General features: G+C 69.2%; 19 protein-coding genes. 8 read left to right on the top strand and 11 right to left on the bottom strand.

Annotated elements, in window-relative coordinates:
• Window positions 1-7: 7 nt before the first annotated feature.
• Both IEX72_RS09150 and hjc read right to left on the bottom strand, forming a co-directional pair.
• Window positions 8-2,239, bottom strand: a complete 2,232-nt coding sequence (locus tag IEX72_RS09150; protein WP_188787076.1) for an N-6 DNA methylase — start codon at window positions 2,237-2,239, stop codon at window positions 8-10.
• Window positions 2,240-2,273: 34 nt separating this feature from the next.
• Entirely contained in the window at window positions 2,274-2,777 is a 504-nt protein-coding gene (gene hjc / locus IEX72_RS09145) for a Holliday junction resolvase Hjc (protein WP_188787075.1), read from the bottom strand.
• Between the two features lie 431 nt (window positions 2,778-3,208).
• Here hjc and IEX72_RS09140 point away from each other — a divergent pair, with 431 nt between their 5' ends.
• Window positions 3,209-4,642, top strand: coding sequence for a sulfatase (locus IEX72_RS09140; RefSeq protein ID WP_188787074.1), 1,434 nt, complete (start codon window positions 3,209-3,211; stop codon window positions 4,640-4,642).
• Window positions 4,643-5,155: a GtrA family protein gene (locus IEX72_RS09135; RefSeq protein WP_188787073.1), complete on the top strand. Its 513-nt coding sequence runs from the start codon at window positions 4,643-4,645 to the stop codon at window positions 5,153-5,155.
• Window positions 5,156-5,527: 372 nt separating this feature from the next.
• Here the strand turns inward: IEX72_RS09135 and IEX72_RS09130 are convergent, their stop codons facing one another.
• A complete protein-coding gene (locus tag IEX72_RS09130; protein WP_394354602.1) occupies window positions 5,528-6,817 on the bottom strand; it encodes an adenosylhomocysteinase in 1,290 nt (429 codons plus the stop codon).
• A gap of 177 nt (window positions 6,818-6,994) precedes the next feature.
• Window positions 6,995-7,885 (bottom strand): transcription initiation factor IIB, encoded by an 891-nt coding sequence (locus IEX72_RS09125; protein WP_188787072.1) that lies wholly within the window; start codon window positions 7,883-7,885, stop codon window positions 6,995-6,997.
• Between the two features lie 162 nt (window positions 7,886-8,047).
• On the opposite strand from IEX72_RS09125, the gene IEX72_RS09120 reads away from it, so the two are divergent.
• Window positions 8,048-8,569, top strand: a complete 522-nt coding sequence (locus IEX72_RS09120; protein ID WP_188787071.1) for a DUF7858 family protein — start codon at window positions 8,048-8,050, stop codon at window positions 8,567-8,569.
• An 18-nt stretch (window positions 8,570-8,587) separates the two neighbouring features.
• Here IEX72_RS09120 and IEX72_RS09115 read toward each other — a convergent pair whose 3' ends face one another.
• The 5 genes from IEX72_RS09115 to IEX72_RS09095 form a co-directional block, all read right to left on the bottom strand.
• The gene (locus tag IEX72_RS09115) at window positions 8,588-9,385 is read right to left on the bottom strand and encodes an AAA family ATPase (RefSeq protein WP_188787070.1); all 798 of its coding nucleotides are present in this window, start codon (window positions 9,383-9,385) and stop codon (window positions 8,588-8,590) included.
• A gap of 60 nt (window positions 9,386-9,445) precedes the next feature.
• Window positions 9,446-9,871, bottom strand: coding sequence for an HIT family protein (locus IEX72_RS09110; protein WP_188787069.1), 426 nt, complete (start codon window positions 9,869-9,871; stop codon window positions 9,446-9,448).
• A 217-nt stretch (window positions 9,872-10,088) separates the two neighbouring features.
• The gene (locus tag IEX72_RS09105) at window positions 10,089-13,187 is read right to left on the bottom strand and encodes a beta strand repeat-containing protein (protein WP_188787068.1); all 3,099 of its coding nucleotides are present in this window, start codon (window positions 13,185-13,187) and stop codon (window positions 10,089-10,091) included.
• 463 nt (window positions 13,188-13,650) lie between these two features.
• Complete coding sequence (gene prs / locus IEX72_RS09100) at window positions 13,651-14,517, bottom strand: ribose-phosphate diphosphokinase (protein WP_188787067.1); 867 nt, start codon at window positions 14,515-14,517, stop codon at window positions 13,651-13,653.
• Between the two features lie 72 nt (window positions 14,518-14,589).
• Window positions 14,590-15,480, bottom strand: coding sequence for an HVO_0234 family beta-propeller protein (locus IEX72_RS09095; RefSeq protein WP_188787066.1), 891 nt, complete (start codon window positions 15,478-15,480; stop codon window positions 14,590-14,592).
• Window positions 15,481-15,564: 84 nt separating this feature from the next.
• Here IEX72_RS09095 and IEX72_RS09090 point away from each other — a divergent pair, with 84 nt between their 5' ends.
• Entirely contained in the window at window positions 15,565-15,939 is a 375-nt protein-coding gene (locus IEX72_RS09090) for a DUF7573 domain-containing protein (protein ID WP_188787065.1), read from the top strand.
• 12 nt (window positions 15,940-15,951) lie between these two features.
• Here IEX72_RS09090 and mutL read toward each other — a convergent pair whose 3' ends face one another.
• Window positions 15,952-17,658 (bottom strand): DNA mismatch repair endonuclease MutL, encoded by a 1,707-nt coding sequence (gene mutL, locus IEX72_RS09085; protein WP_188787064.1) that lies wholly within the window; start codon window positions 17,656-17,658, stop codon window positions 15,952-15,954.
• Window positions 17,651-20,572 carry a DNA mismatch repair protein MutS gene (gene mutS, locus IEX72_RS09080; RefSeq protein ID WP_188787063.1) on the bottom strand — a complete coding sequence of 974 codons (2,922 nt, stop codon included), beginning with the start codon at window positions 20,570-20,572 and terminating at the stop codon, window positions 17,651-17,653. Before mutS ends, mutL begins: the two co-directional genes overlap by 8 nt.
• Window positions 20,573-20,835: 263 nt before the next feature.
• Here mutS and IEX72_RS09075 point away from each other — a divergent pair, with 263 nt between their 5' ends.
• The 4 genes from IEX72_RS09075 to yciH all read left to right on the top strand — a co-directional run bounded on the left by IEX72_RS09075 (window position 20,836) and on the right by yciH (window position 25,750).
• Window positions 20,836-21,813, top strand: a complete 978-nt coding sequence (locus tag IEX72_RS09075) for an AAA family ATPase (protein ID WP_188787062.1) — start codon at window positions 20,836-20,838, stop codon at window positions 21,811-21,813.
• Between the two features lie 2 nt (window positions 21,814-21,815).
• The gene (locus IEX72_RS09070) at window positions 21,816-23,051 is read left to right on the top strand and encodes a DUF58 domain-containing protein (RefSeq protein ID WP_188787061.1); all 1,236 of its coding nucleotides are present in this window, start codon (window positions 21,816-21,818) and stop codon (window positions 23,049-23,051) included.
• Window positions 23,048-25,285, top strand: a complete 2,238-nt coding sequence (locus IEX72_RS09065; RefSeq protein ID WP_229663804.1) for a transglutaminase TgpA family protein — start codon at window positions 23,048-23,050, stop codon at window positions 25,283-25,285. The genes IEX72_RS09070 and IEX72_RS09065 overlap by 4 nt, the downstream gene beginning before the upstream one ends.
• 171 nt (window positions 25,286-25,456) lie before the next feature.
• Window positions 25,457-25,750 (top strand): stress response translation initiation inhibitor YciH, encoded by a 294-nt coding sequence (gene yciH / locus IEX72_RS09060; RefSeq protein WP_049985144.1) that lies wholly within the window; start codon window positions 25,457-25,459, stop codon window positions 25,748-25,750.
• Window positions 25,751-25,853 lie beyond the last annotated feature (103 nt).

The raw sequence follows: 25,853 nt of genomic DNA, 5'->3' as shown, positions 1-25,853 counted from the left end.
GGTGCCGTCACTCCGGACCCTGGGGACTCCGCCCGGCACCGTGACCCACCGACCCCTCGGACAGCATCGCTTCGACGATCCCATCGATCTCCGCTTGGACGAGTTCCAACTCTTCGATGTTCGTTTTGTTGTACGCCCGTTTGCTCACGTCGGTGTGCTGGGGCACGATCTCGTGTGCCTCCATCGAGAGGTCAGCCAGTCGCCTGGTTGCTTCGGTCTCTCTGTACTCCGGTAGCGCCAATCTACTGATGAGGGCCTTCGAGAGGCTCGCTTTGCCGTCCGACGCCATCCCCTCGATCGACTTCTGGTAGACCGAGGAGTTGAGCAGTGCGGTAAGGAAGTGGGCCTCGTACGCGTCGTCGGTCGGGATGAACATGAAGTGGTCACCGGGAACCACTGTGGTCTCCCCCAGATCCTCGTCGTCGACGGTGCTGACGACTGCAAAGTGTGGCTTGAACCCGAGCCGACACCACACCACCTTGTAGTCCGACCACGTGTACGCACCGAGTCCGAACACGTTGTAGAAGGGTCCCTCCTCCAGCCACGCCGACGACCGCCCGTCGAGCGCCTGCTTGTTCGACCGCAGATACTCGTGGGTCTTCGGGCAGTCCCGCGCCAACTCGGCTTCGTTGTCTCGGTTGACCTTCCGCATCGGTACGAGGTGGAGGTCGTGGCCGAACAGCCCGTATTTCACCACGTGTCGTGAGTTGATATACGGGTAGACGTGGTCGTGTTCCAGTTCGGCTAGTTGGGTGCGGTCGATACTGTACACCTCCTGTGCGTCGTCTTTCACCCCGTGGCGGATGTCGTGTTCGCACGCACCGAGCGCGCGGTTCTCGGCGTCCTCCCGCACCCACGACGACGGCGGGTCGTCGCCGTCTACTGGAACCAATCCGGTCCGGTCGCGTTCCAGGGTGTCCCGCATCGCCTCGATACTCGAGAACTCCGGGTCCTCGGTCGCCCTCGTCCACGAGTCGGTCGGGATCGGAAACTCGGCGTCGGTGTCGGCGTCCAACGTGTAGATGGCGGAGTGTACCGCCACGTCGGCACCGAACGGGCGCAGGCGGTTGAAGTCGTGGATACGCCGCACCGCGACCGGGCGGGAACGCACCCGCTGTGCGCGGAACAGACGGCCGGCCGGCCCCTTCGTGATATCCCGCTTCAGGACGAAACTCGCGTCGCCGCGGTCGTCGAGGTAGCGGTGAATACAGACCCAGACGAACGGCACCGAGATGTCGTCGTTTGCGTGTCCCAACCGCGTCTCGACGCCGTGGTGCGGAACCAACTCCAACTGCGTCACGTACGTCTCACGCCACGCGTCCCGCACCCGCTCGGAGAGGTTTCCCCACGTGATCCACGGCGGATTCCCGACCACGTGGTCGACAGTCAGGTCGAGTTCGTCGCCGCCGAACCGGATCTCGTCGTCTCTCGTCACCCCGAGGGCGTCGGTCAGGAACACCGGAAGCTCCAGCCGGTCGACCCCGCCCGCCCCGAGCAGCGGGAGAAGCGCCAGGAGGTATGTGAGCTTCGCGCTCTTGACCGCCACCGGGTTCAGGTCGATCCCGTACACCGTGTTCGTGATGCTGTCCACCACCACCTCCGGCGGAAGTTCGCCCTCGAGCGCGTCCCGCTTTGCGTCGATGCACGCCGCGAGGAACACGCCCGACCCACACGCCGGGTCGAGAAACGTCTCCGACTCGAAGTCGTCGACGTCGAGTTCACCCACCGCCAGTTCCGATACGCCCACCGGCGTGTAATACTCCCCGAGCCGAAGGCGCCGCCCGTGTGCGGCGATGCTCTCGTAGAGTTCCCGGGGGAGTCCCGTCCCCGCGTTCGCCGGCTCGACCCTCCGGAGGAGTTCGTCGATACTCCGCCCGATGGAATCGGTGCCGGTGACGGACTCCTGCAGGGACCGGAACTCGAACGGGAGCGCGTCGGTGTTGTCGCTCGCCTCCCGGTTGCGGACACGCACCCCGAACCGCCGTTCCACGGACTCGATGAGCCGGTCGACAACGAGATCGTAGTAGAGAGTGTCGACGAACAGGGTCTCACGGGGGTTCTCGACGCCGATCTCATCGAAGATGTCGCCGTGACTGGTGACGAAGAACCGCTCCCACTCGGCGTGTGCATCCCGGAGCGCCCCGGTAGTCGAAAGCGCCGCAACCGCGTTCGACGCATACCGCCCGTACAGCCGGCCACGTCCGCCCAGCACGTCGACTATCGGTGTTTGGCCCGTCATCTCCGACTCCTCGTGGTGCGTCGGCGCTCCGCCATCACGACCCGTTGTCCGCGTCGCCGCCCGTCCGGGTGTCACTGCCGGTCGTCCCGTCGCCGTCGCTGACGTCGGTGTCGTCACCGATGTCGGTCAACCGCGCCTGCGCGGGGCCGCCGACGAACGACTCGAAGCCTTCGCCCTCCGCGAGGGCAGTCTCCTTTTTGACCCGGTAGTTGCCGCCGTCGGTGGTGTGGAGGTCGCCGGGGTGGAAAAAATACCACGCCTCGCGGTCGAACCTGACGGCAACCCGGGCCTTCGCGCCGAAGTTCCGCGCGAAGTAGATCAGCGCTTCAACCTCCTCGCCGGAGAGGTAGATGGGACGGCCGGCGCTGGATTTGGCCTCGATGGCGTAGAACGTCTCGCTGTCGCCAGCGAGCACGTCCGGGAGTTCGCGGTCGGTCGCCGACCCCGAGGCGGGCGCGCGCATCACCGCGAACCCCGCTTCGTCGAGTCGGTTGACGAGCTCCCGCTCCCGGCGGTCGCCCTTCCGATTCGAGGACATACCGTGGGCCACTCGCCGGCCGAATATAAATCGGCCGGAGCCGTGCGGCGGATATGCGGGTCGGCTACTGACACAGAAACCGGTCGCGCCTCCTCCCGACGGCGGAGGTCGGCACGGCGTGCGGTACCGGCATCCGAGTGGTCGCGGCGGGGTTCGTTACTCGATGCGGCTGCGTGTCCTCGGGGTCACCACGCCGATCCCGAACTTCCCCGTGGTCGGACTCCTCGGCCACGTCCCGTGAGGAGCGACGCTCGGCGGGATGTTCGCGCTTGGACGGCGGTGGCTGAACTGATACGTGGGCATCGGAACCTCTGTGGGCCGATGCGTGGTGGTAGCGGCAATCCAAGAAATATATACGTGATAGGTGACCCATAAAGGGTAACGCGGTACGTCGGCCCGACGGACCGAGGCCGGCACCCGGTAGTTCACTCATGGAAACAGACACACCGGTCTCGAACGTGGTCCTCGTGACGGTCGACTCGCTCAGAGCCGACGCGATCGGCGCGTACGACGGCGACCGACACACTCCGGTGATGGACGACCTCGCGGCCGACGGCACCGTCTTCGAGCGCGCCTTTGCCACCGGCAACTGGACGCCGTTCTCGTTTCCATCGATCCTCGCCTCACGCCCGGCGTTCGCAGACAACGGTGAGATCGGCGTGGAGGACTCCCCAACGCTCGCCGGAGCGCTCTCCAACAACGGCGTCGCCACCGCGGGGTTCAACGCCGCAAACGGATTTCTCACCTCTCATTGGGGGTACGACGAGGGGTTCGGCGAGTTCGAGCCGTTCGTCGCCAGCATCGGGTCGAGCATCTACACCCGGTATCTCGCCACCCACCCGACGGTCGAGGCGTGGCTCCAACTTGCGGCCTCGCCGCTTCGGCGGATCCGCTCGCGGTTCGCGGGCGACACCGACGACCGTCCGTTCCTCGACACCTCCCGCATGTTCGACGTCGAGAACGCCGCCACCGACTTCCTCGATGGCGCCGAGGAGCCGTTTTTCCTGTGGGTTCATTACATGGACACCCACACCCCGTACGTCCCGGCCCCGCGGTACATCCGAGAGGTCTCCGACGGTTTCTTGGGCACCCACCGGATGCTCCACGCCCACACCCGGACCGGGCTGGGGTGGGAGGTCGACGACCGCACCCTCCGGGAGCTCCGGACGCTGTATCAGGCCGCCACCCGCCAGGTCGACGACAGCATCGGCCGGGTGCTTGACGCCCTCGCAGCCAACGGTCTCGACGACGAGACCGCGGTCATCCTCGCGGGCGACCACGGCGAGGAGTTCCAGGACCACGGCCACCTCTCACACTACCCCAAGCTCTACGACGAACTGATCCAGGTCCCGCTGATCGTCGACGTTCCGGGCGTCGACGGCGACCGGGTCGACGGCCAGGTCGGGCTGGACGCGATCCCCCCGACGGTGACGGCGCTCGTGGGCGCTGACGCGCCCGAGGCGTGGCAGGGGGCGTCGCTCGCTCCCGTCGTCGTCGATGGCGACGCGCCCGTCGACGAACCCGTTGTCTCGGTTGCGGTCCGCGGCGAGGAGGTCACCACCCAGCCGATCCCCCGGTCGCTCGACGACGGCAACCTGCTCGTGAGCGTCCGCGACCGCGACTGGACCTACATCCGGAATACTGAAACTGGTCGCCAGGAGCTGTACCACCGACCGACCGACCCGGGCCAGACCGCCGACCACTTGATCGACCCCGACAGGGAGGCTGAACGCGTCGTTGAGCGGTACCGACCGGTCGTCGACGCCCACGCGGAGTTGCTCCAAGCGGGCGTGTCGGGAGCGGACCCCTCCCCCGAGGTCGACGACGACCTCAGTGCCCGCCTGGAGGCGCTCGGCTACCGGTAGATGGTTCGACGCTTCCTGCGAAACCTCCACTCGGGACCGCTGGCGCTCCAGCTCCGGCGGTTCGTCATCGTCGGCGCGGTCACTGCGGGGATCCAGCAGGTGTTACTGTGGTTTTTCATCAACGTTGCGGGGCTGTTCTACCTCCTCGCGGCGCTCGTCGCCATCGAGATCACGATCGTCCTCTCGTACGTTCTCAACAACGCCTGGACGTTCCAGGTGAGCAAAAACACCGGCACCGTCGAGTACCTCGCGGGGCTGCTCAAGACGAACGTGGTCCGCGGCACCGCGATCCCGATCCAACTCGGGATCCTCTACGCGCTGGTGGAGTCCGGAGCGCTCCACTCGTTGGCGGCGGGCGCCAAAACGGTCGGGCCGGCGGTGGAGTTGGGGGCGCTCGAGCCGTTGGCGGCGGCCATCGGCCCGATCGAGCCGTTGGTGGCGAACGCCGTCGCGATCGTCGTGAGTGGGCTCTACCGGTACGTCCTCGACGCGAAGTGGACGTGGGGACAGTAGGACGGAAACAGTGGAATTCCGAATATAGCGGGTAAGAACGGTGCAGATGCGACCTCGGAAGCCCCCGCTGGCTCGACGGCTGCGACTCGCTGCGGTCCTCGTCGCTCACTACGTTCGCTCCTGCGGTCCTTATGTCGCCTCGCCTGTCGAGCCAGCGGCCCCTTCCAGTCCCGATGGACGCTCCCCGTCCATCGATGTCCCGCTCGTTCCATCGCCGGCGCGTAGCGCCGGCTTCCAGCGGGACCGCAGGTCCCGCCCGGCTCGCGGGACTCCCGCCCGCGGATACTCCTTCGGCCGGCAACCGCTCGCCGAAACACGGCCGCCGCCTGCGTCCAGAACTGGTCTGTCGGCGCTGGTCCGACCTGACCCGCTCTACGTCCCGTGGCTCCAGCTGTCCATGTACTCCGCCTGCGTGTCGGTCAGCGAGTCGATCTCGACACCCTCGGCGTCGAGTTTGATCTCTGCGACCTCCCGGTCGAGGTCGTCGGGGACGTCGTGGACGCCGGCCGCGTACTCGTCGCCGTGTTCGACGAGTTCGCGCACGCAGACCGCCTGGATCCCGAACGACTGGTCCATGACCTCCGCGGGGTGGCCTAAGGCGATCGGCGACGCGAGGTTGACGAGTCGGCCCTCCGCGAGGACGTTGAGCCGGCGGCCGTCCGCGAGCTCGTAGGCGCGAACGCCGTCGCGCGCCTCGTACTCGTCGACTGCGAGCTCCGAGAGCGCGTCGAGGTCGATCTCGATGTCGAAATGGCCCGCGTTCGCGAGCAGGACCCCGTCCTGCATCGCCTCGAAGTCCTCGCGGGTGATGACGTCGCGGTTGCCCGTGGTCGTGACGAACACGTCGCCGACCGCGGCGGCCTCGTTCATCGGCATCACGTCGTAGCCCTCCATGTGCGCCTCCAGGGCGCGGCGTGGCTCAACCTCGGCGACGATGACGTTGGCGTTCTGGCCGGCGGCCTTCTTCGCGACGCCCCGGCCGCAGTCGCCGTACCCCGCGACGACGACGTTTTTGCCGGCGTACGAGAGGTTGGTCGTCATCGCGATCGTCGCGAGTGCGGACTCGCCGGTGCCGTGGACGTTGTCGAACAGCCGCTTCATCGGCGTGTCGTTGACGGCGAACACCGGGTAGTTCAACTCGCCGTCGGCCGCCATCGCCCGCAGCCGGTGGACGCCGGTGGTCGTCTCCTCGGCGCCGCCCACGATGGTGTCGACGAGTTCAGGGTGGTCCTCGTGGATGGCGAACACCATGTCCATGCCGTCGTCGACGGTGATCGTCGGCCCGTGGCTCACCACCGACTCGATGGCGGCGTAGTAGTCGTCCTCGCCGACGCCGCGTTTCGCGTAGGAGGTGATCGACTCGTTGGCGTCCAAGGCGGCGCTCACGTCGTCGTGGGTCGAGAGGGGGTTACAGCCGGTGATCGCGACCTCCGCGCCGCCGAGCGCCAGCAGTTCGACGAGGTTCGCGGTCTTGGCCTCGACGTGCATGGCCATCCCGAGGGTCTGGCCCGCCAGCGGCTGGGTCTCGGCGAACTGCTCGCGGAGCTCTCGGAGGATGGGCATGTGCTGGAGCGCCCACTCCATCTTGCGGCGGCCCTCCTCGCGGGCGGATTCGACGTCGTCGAGTTGCTCCCCGATCGGCGGGTACGACTGCATACTCATACACATCCCTTGCCGGAGGCGAGGCAAAACGCTACCGACACCGGGACGAGTACCGTTCTGGTGGAGACAGAAACGGCAGCGAGTGGAGGGACGAGGACCCCGGAAGCCCTCTTCCAGTCCCGCCCGACGGTGGGGGCTTTCGTGTGCTAACGGTCACCAAAACACGACCCGGCAGAGTCACTCCTCGTTCCGCAACGCCTGGTACGTCGACCGCAGCGTCACCGGTGTCACGTCCGCCACGTCGGCGGCCTCGCGTTGTGTCACCCCGCTGTCGACGTCGCGGCCGGCGGTGTACAGACACGCCGCGGCGACGCCGCCCGGGTTCCGTCCCGCCGAGATCCCGCGGTCGGCCGCCGCCGCGACGTACTCCCGAGCCCGCCGCTCCACGTCGTCGCTGAGGTCAAGCCGCGAGGCGAATCTGGGAAGATACTCCGCGGGGTCGATCGGCCCGACCGGTAGCCCGAGATCGCGGTTGATCGCGTCGTAGGCCGCGGTCTGTTCGTCCCGCGTCGCCTTCGCGGCGTCGGCGACTTCGTCCACGGTCCGGGAGACGCCCGCGACCCGGCAGGCAGCGTACACGCACGCCGCGGCGAATCCCTCCAGCGACCGGCCGCGGAGCAGATCCTCCGACTGCGCGGAGTCGAACAGCGAGCACGCGTGGTCACGGATCCGGTCCGGCAGGGAGAGAGAACTCGTGAGCCGCCGGATCTCGGTGAACGCATACACTTGGTTGCGGTCGCGCTTAGTGGCGATCCGCGCGCGATTGTGCTGGCGGCGCATCCGGGCGAGCCGTTTCCGCTTTCGTCCCTTCACCCGCGTCGAGCGCCCGATCTCCGTGGAGAGCCCCTTGTCGTGCCGGGAGCGCGTCAGCGGCGCCCCCGTCCGCTTCGGGTCGGTGTCGTCGTCGTCGAACGAGCGCCACTCCGGGCCGTGGTCGATGTGGTCCGACGACAGCACGAGCCCGCAGTCGCCGCAGACAGTCTCACCGCTCCCGCTTTCGGGGCGACCTCCACACTCGGGACATGCGTTCGTCGTGGTGTGCGCCTCGGCAGTGGGTGCTTCGCTCATCACATTCGAGAATTGGTCGCGATGGAATATTTAAAGACGGGTGAAAACCGCCGTTTCGACCCCGAAACCGGCTCTCAAACTTACCGGTCACCGGTATGTTTCCCCCGGCAATCAGTATCAGATCCGAAAATTAATGTGCCATCGGACGGTCACACATCACCGATGGGGTTGTCGGAGATCGCCGCGGGCGTCGAGTCGACGACAGAACAGATCGAGCGCGGGGTCGCGACCGTCGACGACACGGCTGTCGACCTCGACCGGCGCCTCCGGGAGCACGAAGCGGCCCTTCCGTGTACGGCCGCCGCGGCGGCGACGGTGATCGAGGCGTACCGGTCGGGCGCCGGCGTAGGGGCCGCCGGCGAGCCCGCGGCGCTGGCGCCGGTCACGGCCGCGAAGCTGCTTCATCGAACCGGGTTCGACGGCATCACGCCGCTGTCGCCGACCGCGCGGCGCGTGCTCCGGGACTGGCTCGACGGCCGGATCGGCCGGACCGAGGCGCTGGAGTTGACCGGTGCCACCGACGCGGAGTTCGCGCTAGCGGCGTACATCGAGACCCACGACCCGATCCCCGAACTCGACGACGCGGTCCGCCGCGAGGCAACGGCGCCGATCGCCGGCGACGCGGCGGTCTCGAAGCGCGACGCGCTCGCCGACACGATGAACGGGATCGGCGACCTGCGGTAGTCCCCGCTGTTCCGACCGCTACCGACTCACATATTCGCCGACCGCCCCCAACAGCCCGTCATCACCGTCTAGATCCCGGAGTTCCTGTCCCGTCACCCCGGCTGCGACCCGCTCGATGGCGGTCCCGAAGGCGTCGCCGCCGAGACACGCCGGCGCCGACGCCGTCTCCTCGGCGTCGGTCGCGGGGACCGCGATGTCGGCGGTCTCTAACTCTCCCCGTGTCGACACCACGAGCGACGCGCCGCTCCCGATGTCGGCCAACCGCTCGTGGCACCGCTGGACGCCCTCAGTGCCCCTGGGGGTCGCGGGCGCGACCACGGCGACAGTGTCAGCGACGTTCACCGCCGCGACCGCCTGGTTCGCGGCGATCGGCGGCACGTCGAGCAGCACGTGATCGAACCGCTCGGTCGCGGTCCCGACCACGGACTCGAACCGCTCGGCGGCCGCGGTCGATTTCGCCCGCGCCAGCCGCGTGAACGGCGCGTGGGCCGGACAGACCGCGACCTCTCCACCGATGTCGCCGGTGTCGAGCGCGTACAGCCCCGCCGAGAGGTCGGTGGCGGTGCCGGCAGCGTCACTCCCGGCCCCGGCGTCGACGAGCAGACTCGTGACGTCGGGGTCGATCCGGCCCGCAACGTAGTCAGCGAGGCCCTGCGTTGCGAACGCGGCGTCGATCACTGCGACCGACCGGTCGTCGGCCGCGAGCGCCCACGCGGCCTCCACGACCGTCCGGGTGGTTCCCGCACCGCCTGTCGCGCCCACGAACGCCGCGACGCTTGATCGCTCCGGTCTCGACGGGTTCGGCGTCTCCGACATACGCGAGGTGGCTGCGTCCTCGGGGTTAAAAAGTGCGGTCGCGACGCGGCCAACCCGCTCCTACTCCCCGCTGATATCGGCCGCGATCCCGTCGAGTTCGTCCTCCGAGAGATCCGGCCGGTCGCCGGCGGCGGCGTGGATCGGGCCGCCGCCGTCGCCCTCGAACCGCGGGACGATGTGAACGTGAGCGTGCGGCACCTCCTGGCCGGCCGCCTCGCCGTCGTTGACGCCGACCGTGGTGGCGTCGGCGTCGACCGCGGCCGCAATCTGCGGGACGAGTTCCTGGACCGCGGCCCACACCGCGGCGGCCTCGTCGTCGGGAATGTCCTCTAACCGCTCGTGGGGTTCCTTCGGGACAACGAGGGTGTGACCGGGCGCGAGCGGGTTGGCGTCGAGGAAGGCGGCGACGGTGTCCGTCTCGTAGACGATGCGCGCCGGGATGTCGCCGGCGACGATCTGCTCGAAGATGGTCGGGTCGTCGCTCATGCGCGAGAAGACGGGCGAATCGCGCAAGTAAGTTCGGGTTGCTCGTTCGACGCAGGACGACTGCCCGTCCCCGCCGTGTCACACACCGCCCCGCGGCACTCCGTAGGGGTGTCTTCTAACCGCGACTGCCGTACGCCCTGCTACGCGCACTATCCCCCCGCCGTACACTGCGGGTCGCCGTCCGGTGTGCCGTCGGCGAACGGCCGGCGTCGTGTCGTTACTGATTCTCCTTGATGTCTCCGTCGACCGTCGCGCTCCCGGAGACGGTTACGCTCCCCTCAGCCAGAACGTCACCCGTGGCTGTCGTCGATCCCTTGAGCAACACGTCACCGCCGGCGTCGACGGTCCCTTCGATCCGCGAGTTCTTGATCTTCCTCACCTCGCCGCCGGTCGTCACACCGCCCTCGACCGTCGACCCCTTGATTTTCGTCACCTCGCCGCCGAGGCTGACCGCCCCCTCGACCGTGCTCGAGTTGAGTGTCAAGTCACCGTCGGAACCGGTCGTTGTCGTGATTGCCCCCGTTGTCGAGTCCTTCACCGTCACGTCGCCGTCGGCGGTCACCGCGCCGACCGCGTCCGTCGCCTTGATTTTCCTCACCGGCCCACCGGCCGTCACATCCCCGGTGATACTCGCGGACTTGATTTTCGTTACCTCGCCGTCGGCGTCGATGCCGGCCTCTATCGTGGCCGACTCGACCGTCACCGATCCGCCGTTTTTTGTCGTCACTGAACCCTTGACGGTTGCACTCGACCCTTTGATCGTCGCATCGCCGTCCGACGTGACCGCTCCCTCGACGGTCGAGTTCTTGATCTTCTCGACACGCCCGGCGGCGTCGATGGAACCACCGACCGTGCTGTCGCCCTTGACCGTCACCTTCCCTCCGTTCTCCGTTTTCAATCCGGCGCCAGTGGCCGTGCACACTTCGCTACCTTTGATCTTGATCCTGCCGCCGGCTGTGACGTTCCCCTCGACCGTGCTCGAGTTGATCTCCGGAACCGGCCCGGCGGCGCTGACCGAGCCGAACACCGTACTTCGGTTCTTGATGTTCAATTCGGCCGCTGCGTCCGTGGTCTCGACGTTACCGCCAACCTCGGTCTTCTCACCTTTCAGCTTCCCGACTTCCGCTGCCCTCACCGAGCCGTTGACCTGTGAGTTCTTCACCTTCTCCACGCGGCCGTTCGTCTCGACGCTGCCGCAGACGACCGATCTCTCATTGTTTCGTTCGATGGTGATGGCTTTCGCCGTTCCGTCCGTCGCCGTCACGCCACCGCCGATCCGGGCTCCCTTCAGTTGGTCGACTTCGGCGGCCTCGATCCTGCCGCCTACACTCGAGGCCTTGATCTTCGAGACTGTGCCGTCGACCGTCATCGATCCACCAACGGTGCTGCTCTCGACGGTGACGTTTCCGCCGTCGGTGGTCGTCACGCTGTCACCGAGCTCCGAGTTTTTGATCTCGTCGATGCTGCCGCCGGCAGTGACGGACCCGGCGACCCTGCTTTCCGATTTGATCGCCGATATCTTCCCGTCAGCGTCGATGGCGCCGCCGATGTCGCTGCTTTCCACCTCGACCGTGCCGTCACTGCCGTCGACCGTGGTCACGTCACCACCGACGTCCGACCCCTCGATCGAGGAAACGTTCCCGTTTGCGGTCACGTCGCCGTTAATCTCGCTTTCCGATTTGATCGCCGAGATCGCCCCGTCGGCGTCGACGGCGCCGCCGATCGTCGCTCCCTCGATCGTCACCGATCCGTTGCTCCCACTGGTCGTGGTCACGTCGCCGACGACCACGGAGTTCTTGAGCTCGGGGATCTCCCCACCGGCGGTCACGTTGCCCCCGACCTCGCTTCCCGATTTGATCGCCGAGACTGCCCCGTCGACGGTGAGTGAACCGCCGACGGTGCTTTCCTCGACGGTCACCGTCCCGTTACTCCCGTCGATCGTCGTCACGTCGCCGCCGACCGTCGACTGCTTCACACTGGAGATGTTGCCACCAGCCTCAAGCGAACCGGTCACGTCCGATCCCTTCACTTCGGGGATGGCGCCGTCGGCGAGGACGTCTCCGCCGACGGTGCTCTTCTGCTTGACGTAAATATCGCCCTTGCTATTGCTCTTCGTCTTCACGTTCCCCACGATCGTCGATTCGTTGATCTCGCTGATCTCGCCACCGCCAGTCACATTCCCGTCCACGCGAGACTGCTTGATCTGTGACACCGGACCGGCGGCGTCGACGGCGCCACAGACGAGACTCCCGGACGTGATCGAGACGCCGTTGGCCCCATTCGTGGCCGTGAGACTCCCGAGCAGGAGCGAACTCTTGACCGCCTCGACGGTATCCGTGGTGACGTCGCCAGCGACGGCGGAGCCGTCTTTGAGTTTGAACTCCCCGCCGACGTCGATAGCGCCCACGACAGTCGAGTCGTTCTTGATCTTGACCCGTCCGGGCACGTCGGCGACCGTCCCGCCGTTCGTCGTTCCGATCCGCGCCTCCTTATCGCTCCCGCCGAGAACGATGTCCCCCGGGCTGGACGGCATCGGCTTGATGCGGTTCGACGAGAGGCCGTCCGACAGCACGCGCGTCGTGATGTCGATCCCACTCTCGTCGTTAAGCGCCGACCGGATCGTACCGGGTCCCCGTGAGAGGTCGATCGAGTCCTCGACGTCGCGGAGCGTCGCCTGGTCGAACGCGAGGCCGGCACAGTCCGACTTGGGTATCGTGACCGACGGCTGCGAGACGGACGGCGAGAACGATGGCGACGGGAGCGACTGGGTCACCGACACCGGGCAGGCGAGTTTCTTACCGGCCACCCTCAACTGCGGACAGTCGTACTCGAGTGAGACGGTCCGCACCGACGTTGTGGCGACAGAGACCGAGTCGCCGCTGGCTTCAACGTCGAACACGAGGTCAGTCGCGCCCTGCCCAGCGAAGCTATCAACTTTGGCGGTCACTGTGCTTGCCTGCCCGGGTGCGAGCGTTCCGCTGGCGAGCGACACTGTACTGCCGCTCGGCTTGGTGTATGTGCCGGGTCCGCTCACACTGAGACTCGCTATCGACCCCGCTCCGAGCGTGAACTGGACCGTCAGTGCGTCAATCCGTTGGCCGGTCCGGTTGCGAATCGTCACCTGCACGCTCCCGTCGCAACTGACCGAGACCGTGTTCTGCGGGAACTCCAACGTGAGGTACGCGTCGCTATCGCCCACAACGGCCACCGACATCGGCCGGTCCAATCTCGACTGTGAGAACGCACCGGAGCCGATAGCCAGGCTCCCGGTGAGAGAGCTGCCGCCGATCAGGGCCAGAAGGGTTCTTCGTCTCATATGATGTGTGGGCGGCGACGTACCAGCCGTCAGCCCCCAGTCCAGCCGGTGGAACGCGTTATCGACGCTCCTCGGCGGTGGGCAGTCGCCAGTGGCGACGTGGGACGTCTGGTATCATAGCTCACGTACGGTCTCTCGTGCTACAATCTACTATACACGTTGAGAGATACTATCAGATAGTCTTAACGATCTTGCGAAAACGTTCCCGCGTTTGAGTCGCGTGTACTTCGTGCCCGCCGTTTTGAGACCGCACCAATATCCAACGGTAGTGAACACAGCGAGACGGCAGCCACGACGCCGACAGCCCCCGTCGTCCCGCTGATCACGAGGACCGCCGCGTCGGGCTCCTCGGTCCCTCACGAGATCCGCTCGCCGCAGCCGACGAGACCGGGACACCGCGAACACCCGGGTTCGAGAACGTGGCTGCGGTCGGGGAACGGCGGGTCGGACATCGGCGATACGGCTACGCGGCTTCGACGGCGTCGACCGCGGCGGCGACAACCGGCGCGACCGACACCCTGCTCACGTCGCGCTCGACGGTGTCGGTGCCAATGATCCGCTCGATTCCGGCGCGCTCGAGCTTGAGGCGGGCGTTCCCCGCGAGCAGCGGGTGGACACACGCCGCGAACACGCGGTCGGCGCCGTCGGCGGACAGGTGCGCGACCGCCTCGCTCATCGTTGACCCCGTGGCGACGATATCATCGACGAGCACGACGCTGCGGCCGGCGGCGTCGGCGTCGCTCGGCGAGATCTCCACGTCGATTCCGGAGTGCCGGGTCTTCTCGAAGAAGTCAACCTCGCCGCCGCCGTAGGCGTCGCGGGCGGCCTCCGCAAGCCCGACAGCGCCCGCGTCGGGCGACAGGAACAGCGGGTCGTCAAGGTTCCCGGGAAGCGGCTCCGCGAGCCGGCCGGCGGCGTCGCAGACGGTGACGTGACACGCAAAGAAGTCGGCGACGGCGTCCTCGTGGGGATTCACCAGCACGACCCGGTCGGCCCCGGTGGAGACCGCCCGCGCCATCGCCCGCGCGGAGACCGGTTGGCCCGCCTCGAACGACTGGTCCTGCCGCGCGTAGCCCATGTACGGGAGGACGGTCACCACCTCCGAGGCGCCGGCCTCCCGGACGGCGTCCTGTAGCTGGAGGAGTTCGACCCACGCGTCGTTTGAACCGGTGGTCGCGACCACGACCGCCCGGCCGCCGTCGAAGTCGGGGACCGTCGCGAGGGTCTCGCCGTCGGGAAAGCAGTCGTACTCCACGGCCGCAAGCGGTTCGCCCAGTTCCGTCGCGAGCCTCGCTGCGAGGACCTGCGAGGCCGCCCCGGGTACGATCATACCGGAGTCTCACGACCCGTGGTAAAACCCCTTTCCGTCTGCGCCCCACTCGCCCGTCTCGGGGCTCCCGCTTCAGACGGCGGCGGCGGCAACCTCCCGGACCCCCAGGTTCCGGTCGCGCCACGCCCCGCCCGGGACCCGGACCGCGAGCCGTCCGGCCTCGGTGACGGCGTACGTGGCCGCCGCGCCGTGGGCCACGGCGGCAACCGTCGCGTCGCCGTCGAACGGTGGCTCGGTGATCGTCCACTCCCCTGCGTCGGCCGCGCGGGCGTAGAGGTCGCCGTTGCAGACTGCCGCGCCCCGCTCGCCCGCGGCGTCGACCGCCGTCGCAGATCCGGACGCGACGTCCATCCACCCGTTCCCGAGTTTGTACACTCCGGATCCGGCCGCGACGAGCGGTTCGGCGTCGACATCCCGGGCGTCGTCGAGTCCGACCGGCCGGAGTCCCGAGTCCCCGATCCGGTGGACCCCATCTGCGGCGGCGATGAAATCGCCGTCGATCGCTCTGACCGCCTCGACCCTGCCGAGGTCGCCCCACTCGGCGTCTGCCGTGCCACCGGCCGCACCCGCCTCGGTGTCGCCGAGGTCGAACCGGCCGACGCGCCCGTCGGTATCGCCCGCGAGCAGCGCGCCGTCCCGGAACCCGACCGCCGTCGCGGGGCCGAACCCGGTCGCCGCGAACCCGGATCCGCCCCCCTCTTCGGCGTCGGCGCCGGCGCCGTCTCCCGCGTCCGTTGTCGCGTCGCCCCGCCGGTCGTGGACGAGCACGCCCCCGTCGGTCGCGACCGCGACGTAGGGGCCGGCGGTCGCAACATCGCGGGCACGACACCGGTGGGCGACCCTGAACTCGCCGATCAGGTCGTCGGACACAGAGACGGAAACGACGCCGAGTCCGCTTGCGAGATAGACCGTTTCGGTGTCGGACGCGTCGGTGTACACCCGCTTCTCGTCGATCGTGGGCATACGCGGCATTCGCCGAGGCGTGGTAAAAACAGTGCGGGGCAGCCGCTACATATTCGTGTCACCCCGCCCTCACTGCGTCCGGGTATGGATCGGGATCGATCGCTCGACGAGTTCGTCGGCGGCCAGTCGCACGGATCAGCGGATTCGGTCGCGGATGACGACGACGGATCAGCGGATTCAGTCGCGGATGACGACGATGGATCAGCGGATTCGGTCGCGGATGACGACGATGGATCAGCGGATTCGGTCGCGGATGACGACGGCGACTCGGCAGACCGAGCGCCCGACACCGGCGGGCCTGGGGCGGCCGCAGCCGGCGGCGCGGACAGCACCGACCCGGCGGCCGTGACCTACCGGTGGGATCCCGACGGCGTCCGGTGTGCCGAGTGCGGGTCGGCCGCCGACCAGCTCTGGTCGGGGGCGTCAGGGCAGGTGTGTGCGGCGTGCAAGGAGTGGTAGCCGGGGCACCGCTCACTCCAACCGGGTGGTGCGTCGGCCGAACCCCCGAACGAGCGTCTCCTCGGCCACCGTGAGCACCGTCGGCCGGCCGTGCGGGCAGTTGTAGGGGTTCTCACACGCGCCGAGCCGGTCGATCAGCGTTTCGGCCTCCGCGTCGGTCAGGTCGTCGCCGGCTTTCAGCGATGGGTGACACGCGAGGTCTTTCAGAAGGTCGTCTCGCCCGTCGTCGGGGGTCTCATCCCGTCCGAGCGCGTCGATGGCGTCCCGGACGCTCCCGGGGGCAGCGGGACGGGACAGCGGCGCGGGAACCGACCGGACCCGGACCGTGGCATCGCCGAACGGGTCGACGTCGTACCCCAGATCCGCGAGTTCACTCCGGTGTGCCTCCGCGGCGGCGTATTGGGCCGGAGACAGCGACACGCTCGCCGGCGGGTCGACCGGTGCCGTCGGGGTGTCGCCGCCGACCGCCTCGCGCAACCGCTCGTAGTTGATCCGTTCGTGGGCGGCGTGTTGATCGACCACTAGGAGGTCGTCCTCGAACGCACACAGCAGGTAGAGGCCGCGGAACTGGCCGACGAATGCGGCGTCGGCGAACGCGGTGTCGCCGGGCGAAACGGGCTCGACCGCGTTGTCGAGGTCCATCGCGAGGTCCTCGCTCCGCCGGCGGTCCGCAGTCGACAGCGCATCGGCGACGGCGGATTCGACGGCGTCCGCGACGACACCGGGCGCGCGGAGCCTGACCTCCCGTTTCCGCGGGTGGACGTTGTGGTCGGCCCACCCCTCGGGGACGGACACCGACACGACCGCGACCGGCTCGCGGCCGTCCGGCAGGAGGTCGCCATACCCCTCGACGACGGCCCGGCGGAGCCGGGTGTTACGGACCGGTCGGCCGCCGACGTCGACGTAGACGTGATCCCGGCGGGCCCGGGTGATCGACGGCTGGACGAGCGCACCGCGGAGGGTGACCTCGGACGGGCCGGTGTCGGCCGACCCGTCATCGACCCCGCGAGCCGCGCTGAACCCCGTCGCCCGCGACGCCACCTCGCGGTCGTAGACGCCGAGCACGGCGTCGGCGTACTCGACGGTTCCGGGGGTCGAGAACACCTCGCTGCCGTCGTGTGCCAGCGAGAGGCTCACGTCGGGGCGGGCGAGTGCGTACCGCGAGATCGCGTCGCTGACCCGGGTGAACTCGGTCCGGGAGGTCGACAGCGACGCCCGGCGGGCCGGCGTTCCGGCGAAGAGGTCGCGGACGGTGACGGTCGTCCCCCGGCCGCGGCCGGCGGCCTCGACGCGGTCGGCGCCCGGGCCGCCCGCCGCAACCACCCGCGTCCCGCGCGGGCCGCCGTCGTTGGTCACGAGTTCGAGGTCCGCGACGGTGGCGATGCTGGCGAGCGCCTCCCCGCGGAATCCGAGTGTGCCAGCCGTATCGACACTGCCTCCGGGTTCGAGTTTGCTCGTGGTGTGGCGCTCGACAGCGAGCTCCGCATCAGATCGACGCATCCCGCGGCCGTCGTCGCGCACGCGGAGCAGCTCGGTCCCGTCACCGGCCACGTCGATGTCGACCCGCGAGGCGCCGGCGTCGAGGGCGTTCTCGACGAGCTCGACCGCGACGTCCGCGGGGCGGGTGATGACCTCGCCGGCGGCCACGCTCGCCACGGTCGCGTCGGCGAGCCGTCGCACCGGGCGGCCAGGTGCGGACCCGGGGGGGTCGTCACTCATCCAGTCGGCGCTGTAGGTCCTCCAGCGTGTTGAGGGCTTCGAGTGGGGTGGTTCGGGCGATGTCGGCGTCCCGGAGCGCGTCGAGCACGTCGCGTTCGGCGCCCGTGTGAGTCTCTTCCCCGGCGCCGTCACCGCTGCCGTCGTGGTCGCCGTTTTCGAGCCCTTCGACGTACGCGGTGAGGGTGTCGCCCCGGTCTGGCTGTGCGGTGGATGCCGGGTCGGCGCCGGACCCCGATCCCCGCTGGGTGTCGGATCCCCCGTCCGATGTGGCCGAGCGGGTCGCGGCCGCCGCGTCCCCGTCAGCGCCGCGAATCGCCTCTCCATCCGCCCCACGAACGTACTCACGTGCGCGCTTGACGACTCGGTCCGGGACGCCCGCGAGCTTCGCGACCTCGACGCCGTACGACGACGAGGCGGGGCCGTCGGCGACGCGGTGGAGGAAGGTCACCTCGGTGTCGGACCGCTCTTTCTCACCAGTCCCGCCTCCCTCCCTGTTCACGGTGAAGTGGCGGTTGAACGCGTTCGGGAGCTCGGTCGCGAGATCCGTCAGGTCGTGGTAGTGGGTCGCAAACAGGGTGGCCGCGCCGACGTCATCGTGAATAAACTCAGTGGCAGCGCGCGCGATCGCGAGTCCGTCAGCCGTGGAAGTGCCGCGGCCGACCTCGTCGAGCAAGACGAGAGAGTCCTCGGTCGCGTCGTGGAGGATATCAGTGAGCTCCGACATCTCCCGCATGAACGTCGACTGGCCGCCCGCGATGTCGTCGGAGGCGCCGACGCGGGTGAAGATCCGGTCCAAAACCGGGAGTTCGGCGGCGTCGGCGGGCACGAAACTCCCGGCCTGCGCCAACAGACAGATCAACGCGACCTGGCGCATGTAGGTCGACTTCCCGCTCATGTTCGGCCCGGTGATGACCGCGACGCGGCCCGCCGTGAAGTCGATCCCGTTGGGGACGAACTCGTCTTGGGTCCGCTCGACCACCGGGTGGCGGCCGGCGTCGATCCGGAGGGTCTCCGCCCCCACCGTGGGGCGGACGTACCCCGCGTCGGCGGCGACGGCGGCGAACGTTGCGAGGGTGTCCAGCCTCGCGAGCGCGTCCGCGAGCGACTGGAGCCGCTCGGTCTCGCCGGCGACCCGCGAGCGGACCTCGCGGAAGATGCCGTACTCCATCGAGTCGGCGCGCTCCGACGCCGAGAGGATCTCCTCCTCGCGGCGCTTCAGTTCGGGGGTGTAGTACCGCTCGGCGTTCTTCAGCGTCTGTCTGCGGGTGTAGTCGTCGGGCACCCGGTCGAGGTTGGGGTCGGTGACCTCGATGTAGTAGCCGTGGACCTGGGTGTACCCCACCTCGAGGGAGTCGATCCCGGTACGCTCGCGTTCGCGCTCCTCCAGCGACGACACCCACTCGCGGCCCGCCCGCTCTGCGGCCCGGACCTCGTCGAGGTCGCTGTCGAACCCCTCGCAGACAACGCCGCCCTCGGTGATCTCCTGGGGCGGGTCGGGGACGATCGCGCGCTCGATCAGGTCGCGGACGTCCGCGAGGCCGTCGAGTGACGCCCGAAGGTCCCGAAGCGCCGCCGACTCGGCGTCGTCGAGCGCGGCGTTCAACTCCGGCACGACCGCGAGCGTCGTCCGCAGCGACCGGAGGTCGCGGGCGTCGGCGCGCTCCTGTGCGATCCGCGCCGCCAGGCGTTCGAGGTCGTAGACGCTCGCGAGGTGCTCCCGGACGGCCTCGCGGGCGATCGGCCGGTCCAGCAGCTCCGCGACTGCGTCGTGGCGGCGGTCGATTCGAGTCGCGTCGACCAGCGGACGGCGGAGCCACGACTCCAGCCGGCGACGCCCCAGCGCCGACACCGTGCGGTCGACGGTCCCAACGAGGGTCCCGCCGCCGCCCGGCTGTCGGGACTCGAACAGTTCGAGACTCCGCATCGCGGTGGCGTCCAGGCGGAGCGACTCCTGGAGGTGGTAGCGTTGCACCCGCGAGACGTACGGGAGCGCCCCGTCGTCGCCCTGGGTGTACTCGGCGTACGACAGCAACCCGCCGACCGCGCGGCGCTCGATCGGCGCATCGAGGACAGCCGCCGGCTCCGCGACGTAGCCCGACAGCGTCGCCTCGGCGGCGCCGAGGCCGAAGACCGCGGGATCGCGTTCGGTCACCATCGTCTCGAACCCCAGCACCGACGCGTCGAGGCTGGTCTCGGAGTCGACGACCACTTCCGCTGGCGCGAGGCGTTCGAGTTCCTCGCGGATCCGGTCGGCCGATTCCGCAGTGACCCGACATTCGCCGGTCGAGACGTCGAGGGTCGCGAGCGCTGCGGCCGAGTCGTCGGAGCCGGCGTTGTCTCGGGCAGCCTGACCTGGATCGCGCTCGACCAGCCCCGCCAGGTACGTCGCGCTCGCCCGGTCGAGGAGGTCGTCGTCGACCACGGTTCCGGGGCTGACGACGTTCGTCACCGCGCGGTCGACCAGCCCGGAGGCCGCCTCGGCGTCCTCGACCTGGTCGGCGATCGCGACCCGGTAGTCGGCGTCGAGCAGCACCTCCAGATACGACGCCGCGTTGTCGATCGGGATGCCCGCCATTGGGTAGGTTCCCGTGGAGTCCTCCCGCTGTGTGAGTGTCACCTCACACACCCGAGCGACGGTCTCGGCGGCCTCACAGAACGCCTCGTAGAAGTCGCCCACCTGGAAAAGCACGACCGCGTCGGGGTGGGCCCGACAGAGGTCGAGATACTGCGAGAGCATCGGCGTGAGCTCCTCGGCGCGGTCGAGCAGCGTCGCGGGCGGGCCCTCGGGTCTCGCGCCGTCGGTTCCGGTGCTATAATCCGTCCCACTGGGGTCGCCAGTCGGCGTTTCTGCCCGGTCGCTGTCGTCGGCGCGGTCGCCCGTCTCACCCGTCACGTCAGCGTCCGCCCCGTCCATACCTACCGGACGGCGGTCGAGGGATAAAAACCCAACTGGAGCGGGGTCGTGCGGCGGGGGCAGCCTCCCGACGACTGCGCCCGCCCGCCCGCCGCTACCGAGGGGTCCGGAGGCCTCCGGATCGATACGCCGGCTCCATACCCTGCACTCCCCGGTGCACGGCCCCAGCAGAGTTAGGTAGCCGCGGCAGCTACAAAGGATTGATTCCACGGACCGATGACAGCCACACCACCCTACCCGGTCCGACCCACACCGCCGAATACATGACCGACGTAGACGCCGTCACAGACCAGGGCCGCGGCGAGGACCTCCCCCCGCTCGATCTCGACGAAGCGGCGGAACTGACCGCGCGGATCGCCGACAACGTCGAACGCGTCATCGTCGGGCAGCGCGACGCGATCGAACACATCCTGGTGACGCTTTTCGCCCGCGGGAACCTCCTGTTGGAGGACGTCCCCGGCGTCGGCAAAACCATGCTCGCCCGGGCGGTGGCGACCTCGCTCGAGTGCTCGTTCAACCGGGTGCAGTTCACCCCTGACCTCCTGCCCTCGGACGTGACCGGGGTGAGCGTGTTCAACGAGAAGACCCGGGAGTTCGAGTTCCAGCCCGGCCCGGTGTTCGGAAACGTCGTCCTCGGCGACGAGATCAACCGCGCGCCGCCGAAGACACAGGCGGCGCTCCTGGAAGTGATGTCCGAAGACCAGGTCACCGTCGACGGTGAGACCTACCCGGTCCCGGACCCGTTCATCGTGATCGCAACGCAGAACGACGTCGAACCCGGCCGGACGTACGAACTGCCGGTCGCGGAGGTCGACCGGTTCACGAAGAAGATCCGGCTGGGCTACCCCGACGCCGAGGAGGAGACCGAACTCCTCGGCCGGGTCACCGGCGAACACCCGATCGAGTCGCTGGAGGCCGTCGCCTCGGTCGCGGACGTTCGGCGGGCGCGGGAGACCGTCGCCGGCGTGACCGTCAGGGAACCGGTCCGGTCGTACATCTCCCGGCTGGCGGGGTACACTCGCGAACACGCGCGGTTGGGTGCCAGCCCCCGTGGCGCGATCGCCGCGGTCCGAGCGTCGCAGGTCAGGGCGGTGTTCGAGGGGCGGGACTACGTCATCCCCGACGACGTCCAAACCGAGGTGCCGACGGTGTGGGGCCACCGGGTGCGGACCGACGCCGACGCCGACGCCGACGGAACGGCAGTCGTCGACCGGGCCCTCGAGGAGGTCGCCGTCGAGTGAGTATGCGGCCGACACAACGTGGGTATGCGGTTGTTGGCGTTGTGCTCGCCGCATTACTCGCCGGCGGCGTATTCGGTGCACGAGCGCTCGACGCGGTTGTGCTCCCCGGTATCGTCGCGCTGGTCGCCGCCGCGATCCAGCTCCGCCGGACCCCCGTTCCCGACGTCGCTCGGACGCTGCCGCCGGCCGACGTCGCCGGCACGACCGGGACCGTCGGCCTCGACATTCGGGGTGACCGAACCGCCCCGGTCACGGTCCGAGACCGGCTTCCGGCCGGCGTGACCCCCGCTGACCGCCCCCGGAGACGGGGTGGAGGGAGCACCGAGGCGGTCGTCGACGCCGCGGTCGGCGGCGACCCGGTGACGTACGAGGTCGTGCCGCAGCGCCGCGGCGAGCACGTCGTCGGCCCCGCGACCGTCGTTGTGACCGACGTGCTCGGACTCCTCGAACGATCGACAGTCGTCGAGCGCCGTGACACCCTGGTGGCGTTCCCACGGGTCGGGACCCTCCCGGGGCCCCTCGGCGCGGAGCTTCGGGCGGCCTACCAGTCTCGGGCGATGACACAGCGCGATGAGTTCGACGACCTCCGGGAGTACGTCCGCGGGGACGCGCTCCGGGACATCCACTGGAAGTCGTCGGCGCGCCACGACGAGTTGATGATCCGGGAGTTCGACGACCGGGTCGACCCCGAGCGGGTGACGGTCGCCGCGGGCGTCAACGTCGATGCATCGGGCGGCGTCACCAACGGGGACGTGGCGACCCGCGGGGGCGCCGGAAACGCCACCGACACGCCGGCCGACAGGATGGCGGACGCCGCCGCGACGGTGTGTGTCTCGCTCGTCCGCGGCGGGGCGTCGGTCACGCTCACCACGCCGTCGGGCAGCGCCGACGCCGCACCGGGACGGATCCGGCCGGCGCTCCGCCACCTCGCGGTCGCTGCGGGCGGGCCGGCTCCGACCGTTGACGCCGACGTGATCGTGGTCGCGGACGGTGACGCGGTGTCGGTCCGGTTCGACGGCCGCGAGCACCGTCTCGAGGGGCGGGTCGGCGATGTGGTCTCTCTCCGGGATGTGCCCGACCCCGTCGACACCTCGCAGGAGCGATCCGGGGGTTCGGTCGCCGACCGCGACGACGCACCCGTATCGGCCGGTGCGAGCGATCGCGGGGTCACGCCCGAGCCATCGAGCGGGGACGACCACACCAGTCCCGGCGGCTCCGAACGGGGGGACGCCGATTGAGCCCGCCGGAGCGTCGGTCAGGGTCGCCGGACGGGGCGGGGCTGCCCGGACTGCTCGGCCGGATCGACGGGGACCGGGCGCTCGCGACCGCCGGACTCGCGGCGCTGACCTGGACGTACGTGAGCGTGTTGTTGGGCGTGACCAATGTGGTCGGCGGGAGCCTCCGGTTCGTGGCCGCGGTCGCGGTGGCACTCGGGTTCGCGGTCGTCGCCGGCCGGGTTCTCAGCGTGCGGGTTGCGGTCGGCGTGGCTGCGGTGTTCGTTGTGGCGGGGTTTTCGGGCTACATCCTGACACTCCCCGCAAGCCAGCTTCAGCTCCTGACCCCTGCCCGAATCCTCAACGACACCATCGCGCTCGTGACCGGGCTGTCGATTCTCCGGCTGGTGGGCGCTGGGACGTGGGCCACCGCGATCGTTCCCACACCGGTGTTTCTGTCGTGGTATCTCGCGGTTCGGCGACGGTATGGCGCCGCGGCGGCGGCGGGCGGTTCAGCCCTCCTGCTCGTCGTGCTCACCGGCGACGCCGACGGAGCCACAGCGCTCGTGGGCGCGCTCGGCGCGACGCTCGCGGCAGCGGCAGCGACCGCTGACCGCCACGGAACCGGATTGGGACAGGCGGACGTGTTGACGGTGGTGGTTGCGACGATGATCGTCGCCTCGGCGACCCTGTCGGTGGTCCCGGGCGCGGCGACGTCGCCGGTGCTGCCTGATCGTAACTCGCCCACCGTCGAGGCCAGCCTGGTCGAGGCCGACGACAGGGTCGAGGTCGTCGGGAGCATCCGGCTGTCGCCGTCGGTCCGGTTCACCGTTGAGAGCGACGACGCGTCCTACTGGCAGACCGCGTCGTACGACCGGTACACCGGCGAGGGGTGGGTCCGGACCGGCGACGCCCGCCCGTACCGGGGCGAGCTGGCCGGGCCGCCGGGCGAGACCCGGACGCTCCGCCAGCGCGTCACCGCCGCGGACCCGTTATCAGTCCTACCGGCGGCGTGGCAACCGGTCGCGGTCACCGACAACGTGGGGTCCGACGCGACGGTGACCCCCCAGGGGAACGTCCGGCCGGGCCGGTCGCTGCGCCCCGGCGAGACCTACGGAGTGACGAGCCGCGTCCCGAACGCCACCGCCGCCGACCTCCGCCGGGCGGGCACGGACTACCCCGACCGCGTGACGGAGACGTCACTCCAACTTCCGGAGCGTACGACCGACCGCGTGCGCGACCGCTCGGCGGACGTCGCCGGCGACGCCGAGACGCCGTACGACACGGCGGTCGCGGTCGAGCGGTATCTGGAGGCCCAAAAGGAGTACTCCTTGAGCGTCCCCGCGCCGTCCGGCGGGATCGCCGACACCTTCCTCTTCGAGCGCGAGGCGGGCTACTGTACCTACTACGCCACGACGATGGTGGTGATGCTCCGGTCGCAGGGGGTGCCCGCGCGGTTCGCCACGGGTTACACCCCGGGCGAGGCCGTCGGCGACGACGAGCGGGTCGTCCGCGGGCTCAACTCTCACGCGTGGGTCGAGGTGTACTTCCCGGACGTCGGGTGGGTTCGGTTCGACCCCACACCGGCCGGGCCGCGTGAGACCGCAGAGACCGCCCGGCTGACGGAGGCGCGACAGAGCGGCGCCACCGACATCGACATCCCGGGGACCAACGGCTCCGCGACGACGCCGTCGGTCAGCGATGGGCGCCCCGGCGAGATCGACGTCAGCGAGGGGGTGACCCCGGTGGGCGTGAACGTCTCGAGCAACGGGAGCACGAACACCACCCCGAGTGCGGGCACGCCGGACGCGGGGGCGACAACCGATGACGGCGGTGCCGGGGGGTCGCCGCTGCCGTCGCTCCCCTCGACGCGGACGCTGCTCGTCGGGGTCGCCGCCCTCGTGGGCGTCACTGCGGGTGCGTACCGGACCGGCGCGGTGGGGCGGGCCGCGGGGCTGCTCGGCGTGCAGTTCCAGCGCCGCCGCGACCCGGACACCGACGCCGTCAGGGCGTACCGGCGGCTGGCGGTCCTGCTTGAGCACCGATACCGACCCCGTCGGCCCGGGGAAACGCCGCGGGCGTACGTCGACTCGGTCGCTGTCGGGCTGTTCGACAGCGATGACGTCCGGCGGATGGTAACGCTGTACGAACGGGCGCGGTACGGTGACGGCGTCGACTCCGAGGAAGCAAACGAGGCGGTGGCGACAGTCGACCGGCTGGTGCGGTCGTCGACGCCGGTCGTCCGGCGGTTCCGGTAGCCAGGGAGTTGCAGTCTCTCGGAGAGCCGGCGCCTCGCGCCGGCGACATCGAGAGCGCGGGGGCCTCGAAGGGTTCTTCGGTGCCGCTTCCAGCCGTTCGCTCCCCGCCGAACCGTACCGGTCTGAGTCCCGATACTGTTTAATATCCCCATACTGTAGCTTCGGGCTGTAATGTCGGAAGTCTGCTCGACGTGCGGACTCCCTGAGGAGCTCTGCGTCTGCGAGGACGTCGCCAAAGAGTCCCAGGAGATCACCATCCGCATCGACGAGCGCCGCTACGGAAAGGAGGTAACGGTCATCGAAGGGTTCGATCCCAAGGACGTGGACATGGACAGCCTCTCCTCGGACCTCAAATCCAAGTTCGCCTGCGGTGGCACGGTCGAGGACGGCTCCATCGAGCTCCAGGGCAACCACACCGGTCGCGTTGAGGACTTCCTCCGCGACAAGGGTTTCAACGTCGCGTGACCGCCACCTGACCGTCCCACGTCGGGCGGGCCCCGCTCGCGTCTCCCCAGCCGGATACGCGCCGGCGGGACCCCGGCTTCCACCCGAATCGTCCCAAACACTT

This window comes from Halobellus salinus (assembly GCF_014646875.1).
GTDB classification, from domain to species: Archaea; Halobacteriota; Halobacteria; order Halobacteriales; family Haloferacaceae; genus Haloquadratum; species Haloquadratum salinum.
Note: the sequence above shows the minus strand (reverse complement) of the source record. Positions and strands in the feature narration are given on the sequence as shown.

What these genes read in the sequence shown, in the direction of transcription:
- yciH (WP_049985144.1), top strand. Translation starts at nt 25,457, where the DNA reads ATGTCGGAAGTCTGCTCGACGTGCGGACTCCCTGAGGAGCTCTGCGTC.
- IEX72_RS09105 (WP_188787068.1), bottom strand. Translation starts at nt 13,187, where the DNA reads ATGAGACGAAGAACCCTTCTGGCCCTGATCGGCGGCAGCTCTCTCACC.
- mutS (WP_188787063.1), bottom strand. Translation starts at nt 20,572, where the DNA reads ATGGACGGGGCGGACGCTGACGTGACGGGTGAGACGGGCGACCGCGCC.
- IEX72_RS09095 (WP_188787066.1), bottom strand. Translation starts at nt 15,480, where the DNA reads ATGCCCACGATCGACGAGAAGCGGGTGTACACCGACGCGTCCGACACC.
- prs (WP_188787067.1), bottom strand. Translation starts at nt 14,517, where the DNA reads ATGATCGTACCCGGGGCGGCCTCGCAGGTCCTCGCAGCGAGGCTCGCG.
- hjc (WP_188787075.1), bottom strand. Translation starts at nt 2,777, where the DNA reads ATGTCCTCGAATCGGAAGGGCGACCGCCGGGAGCGGGAGCTCGTCAAC.
- IEX72_RS09090 (WP_188787065.1), top strand. Translation starts at nt 15,565, where the DNA reads ATGGATCGGGATCGATCGCTCGACGAGTTCGTCGGCGGCCAGTCGCAC.
- IEX72_RS09125 (WP_188787072.1), bottom strand. Translation starts at nt 7,885, where the DNA reads ATGAGCGAAGCACCCACTGCCGAGGCGCACACCACGACGAACGCATGT.
- IEX72_RS09150 (WP_188787076.1), bottom strand. Translation starts at nt 2,239, where the DNA reads ATGACGGGCCAAACACCGATAGTCGACGTGCTGGGCGGACGTGGCCGG.
- IEX72_RS09130 (WP_394354602.1), bottom strand. Translation starts at nt 6,817, where the DNA reads ATGAGTATGCAGTCGTACCCGCCGATCGGGGAGCAACTCGACGACGTC.
- mutL (WP_188787064.1), bottom strand. Translation starts at nt 17,658, where the DNA reads ATGAGTGACGACCCCCCCGGGTCCGCACCTGGCCGCCCGGTGCGACGG.
- IEX72_RS09070 (WP_188787061.1), top strand. Translation starts at nt 21,816, where the DNA reads ATGCGGCCGACACAACGTGGGTATGCGGTTGTTGGCGTTGTGCTCGCC.
- IEX72_RS09140 (WP_188787074.1), top strand. Translation starts at nt 3,209, where the DNA reads ATGGAAACAGACACACCGGTCTCGAACGTGGTCCTCGTGACGGTCGAC.
- IEX72_RS09120 (WP_188787071.1), top strand. Translation starts at nt 8,048, where the DNA reads ATGGGGTTGTCGGAGATCGCCGCGGGCGTCGAGTCGACGACAGAACAG.
- IEX72_RS09110 (WP_188787069.1), bottom strand. Translation starts at nt 9,871, where the DNA reads ATGAGCGACGACCCGACCATCTTCGAGCAGATCGTCGCCGGCGACATC.
- IEX72_RS09135 (WP_188787073.1), top strand. Translation starts at nt 4,643, where the DNA reads ATGGTTCGACGCTTCCTGCGAAACCTCCACTCGGGACCGCTGGCGCTC.
- IEX72_RS09075 (WP_188787062.1), top strand. Translation starts at nt 20,836, where the DNA reads ATGACCGACGTAGACGCCGTCACAGACCAGGGCCGCGGCGAGGACCTC.
- IEX72_RS09115 (WP_188787070.1), bottom strand. Translation starts at nt 9,385, where the DNA reads ATGTCGGAGACGCCGAACCCGTCGAGACCGGAGCGATCAAGCGTCGCG.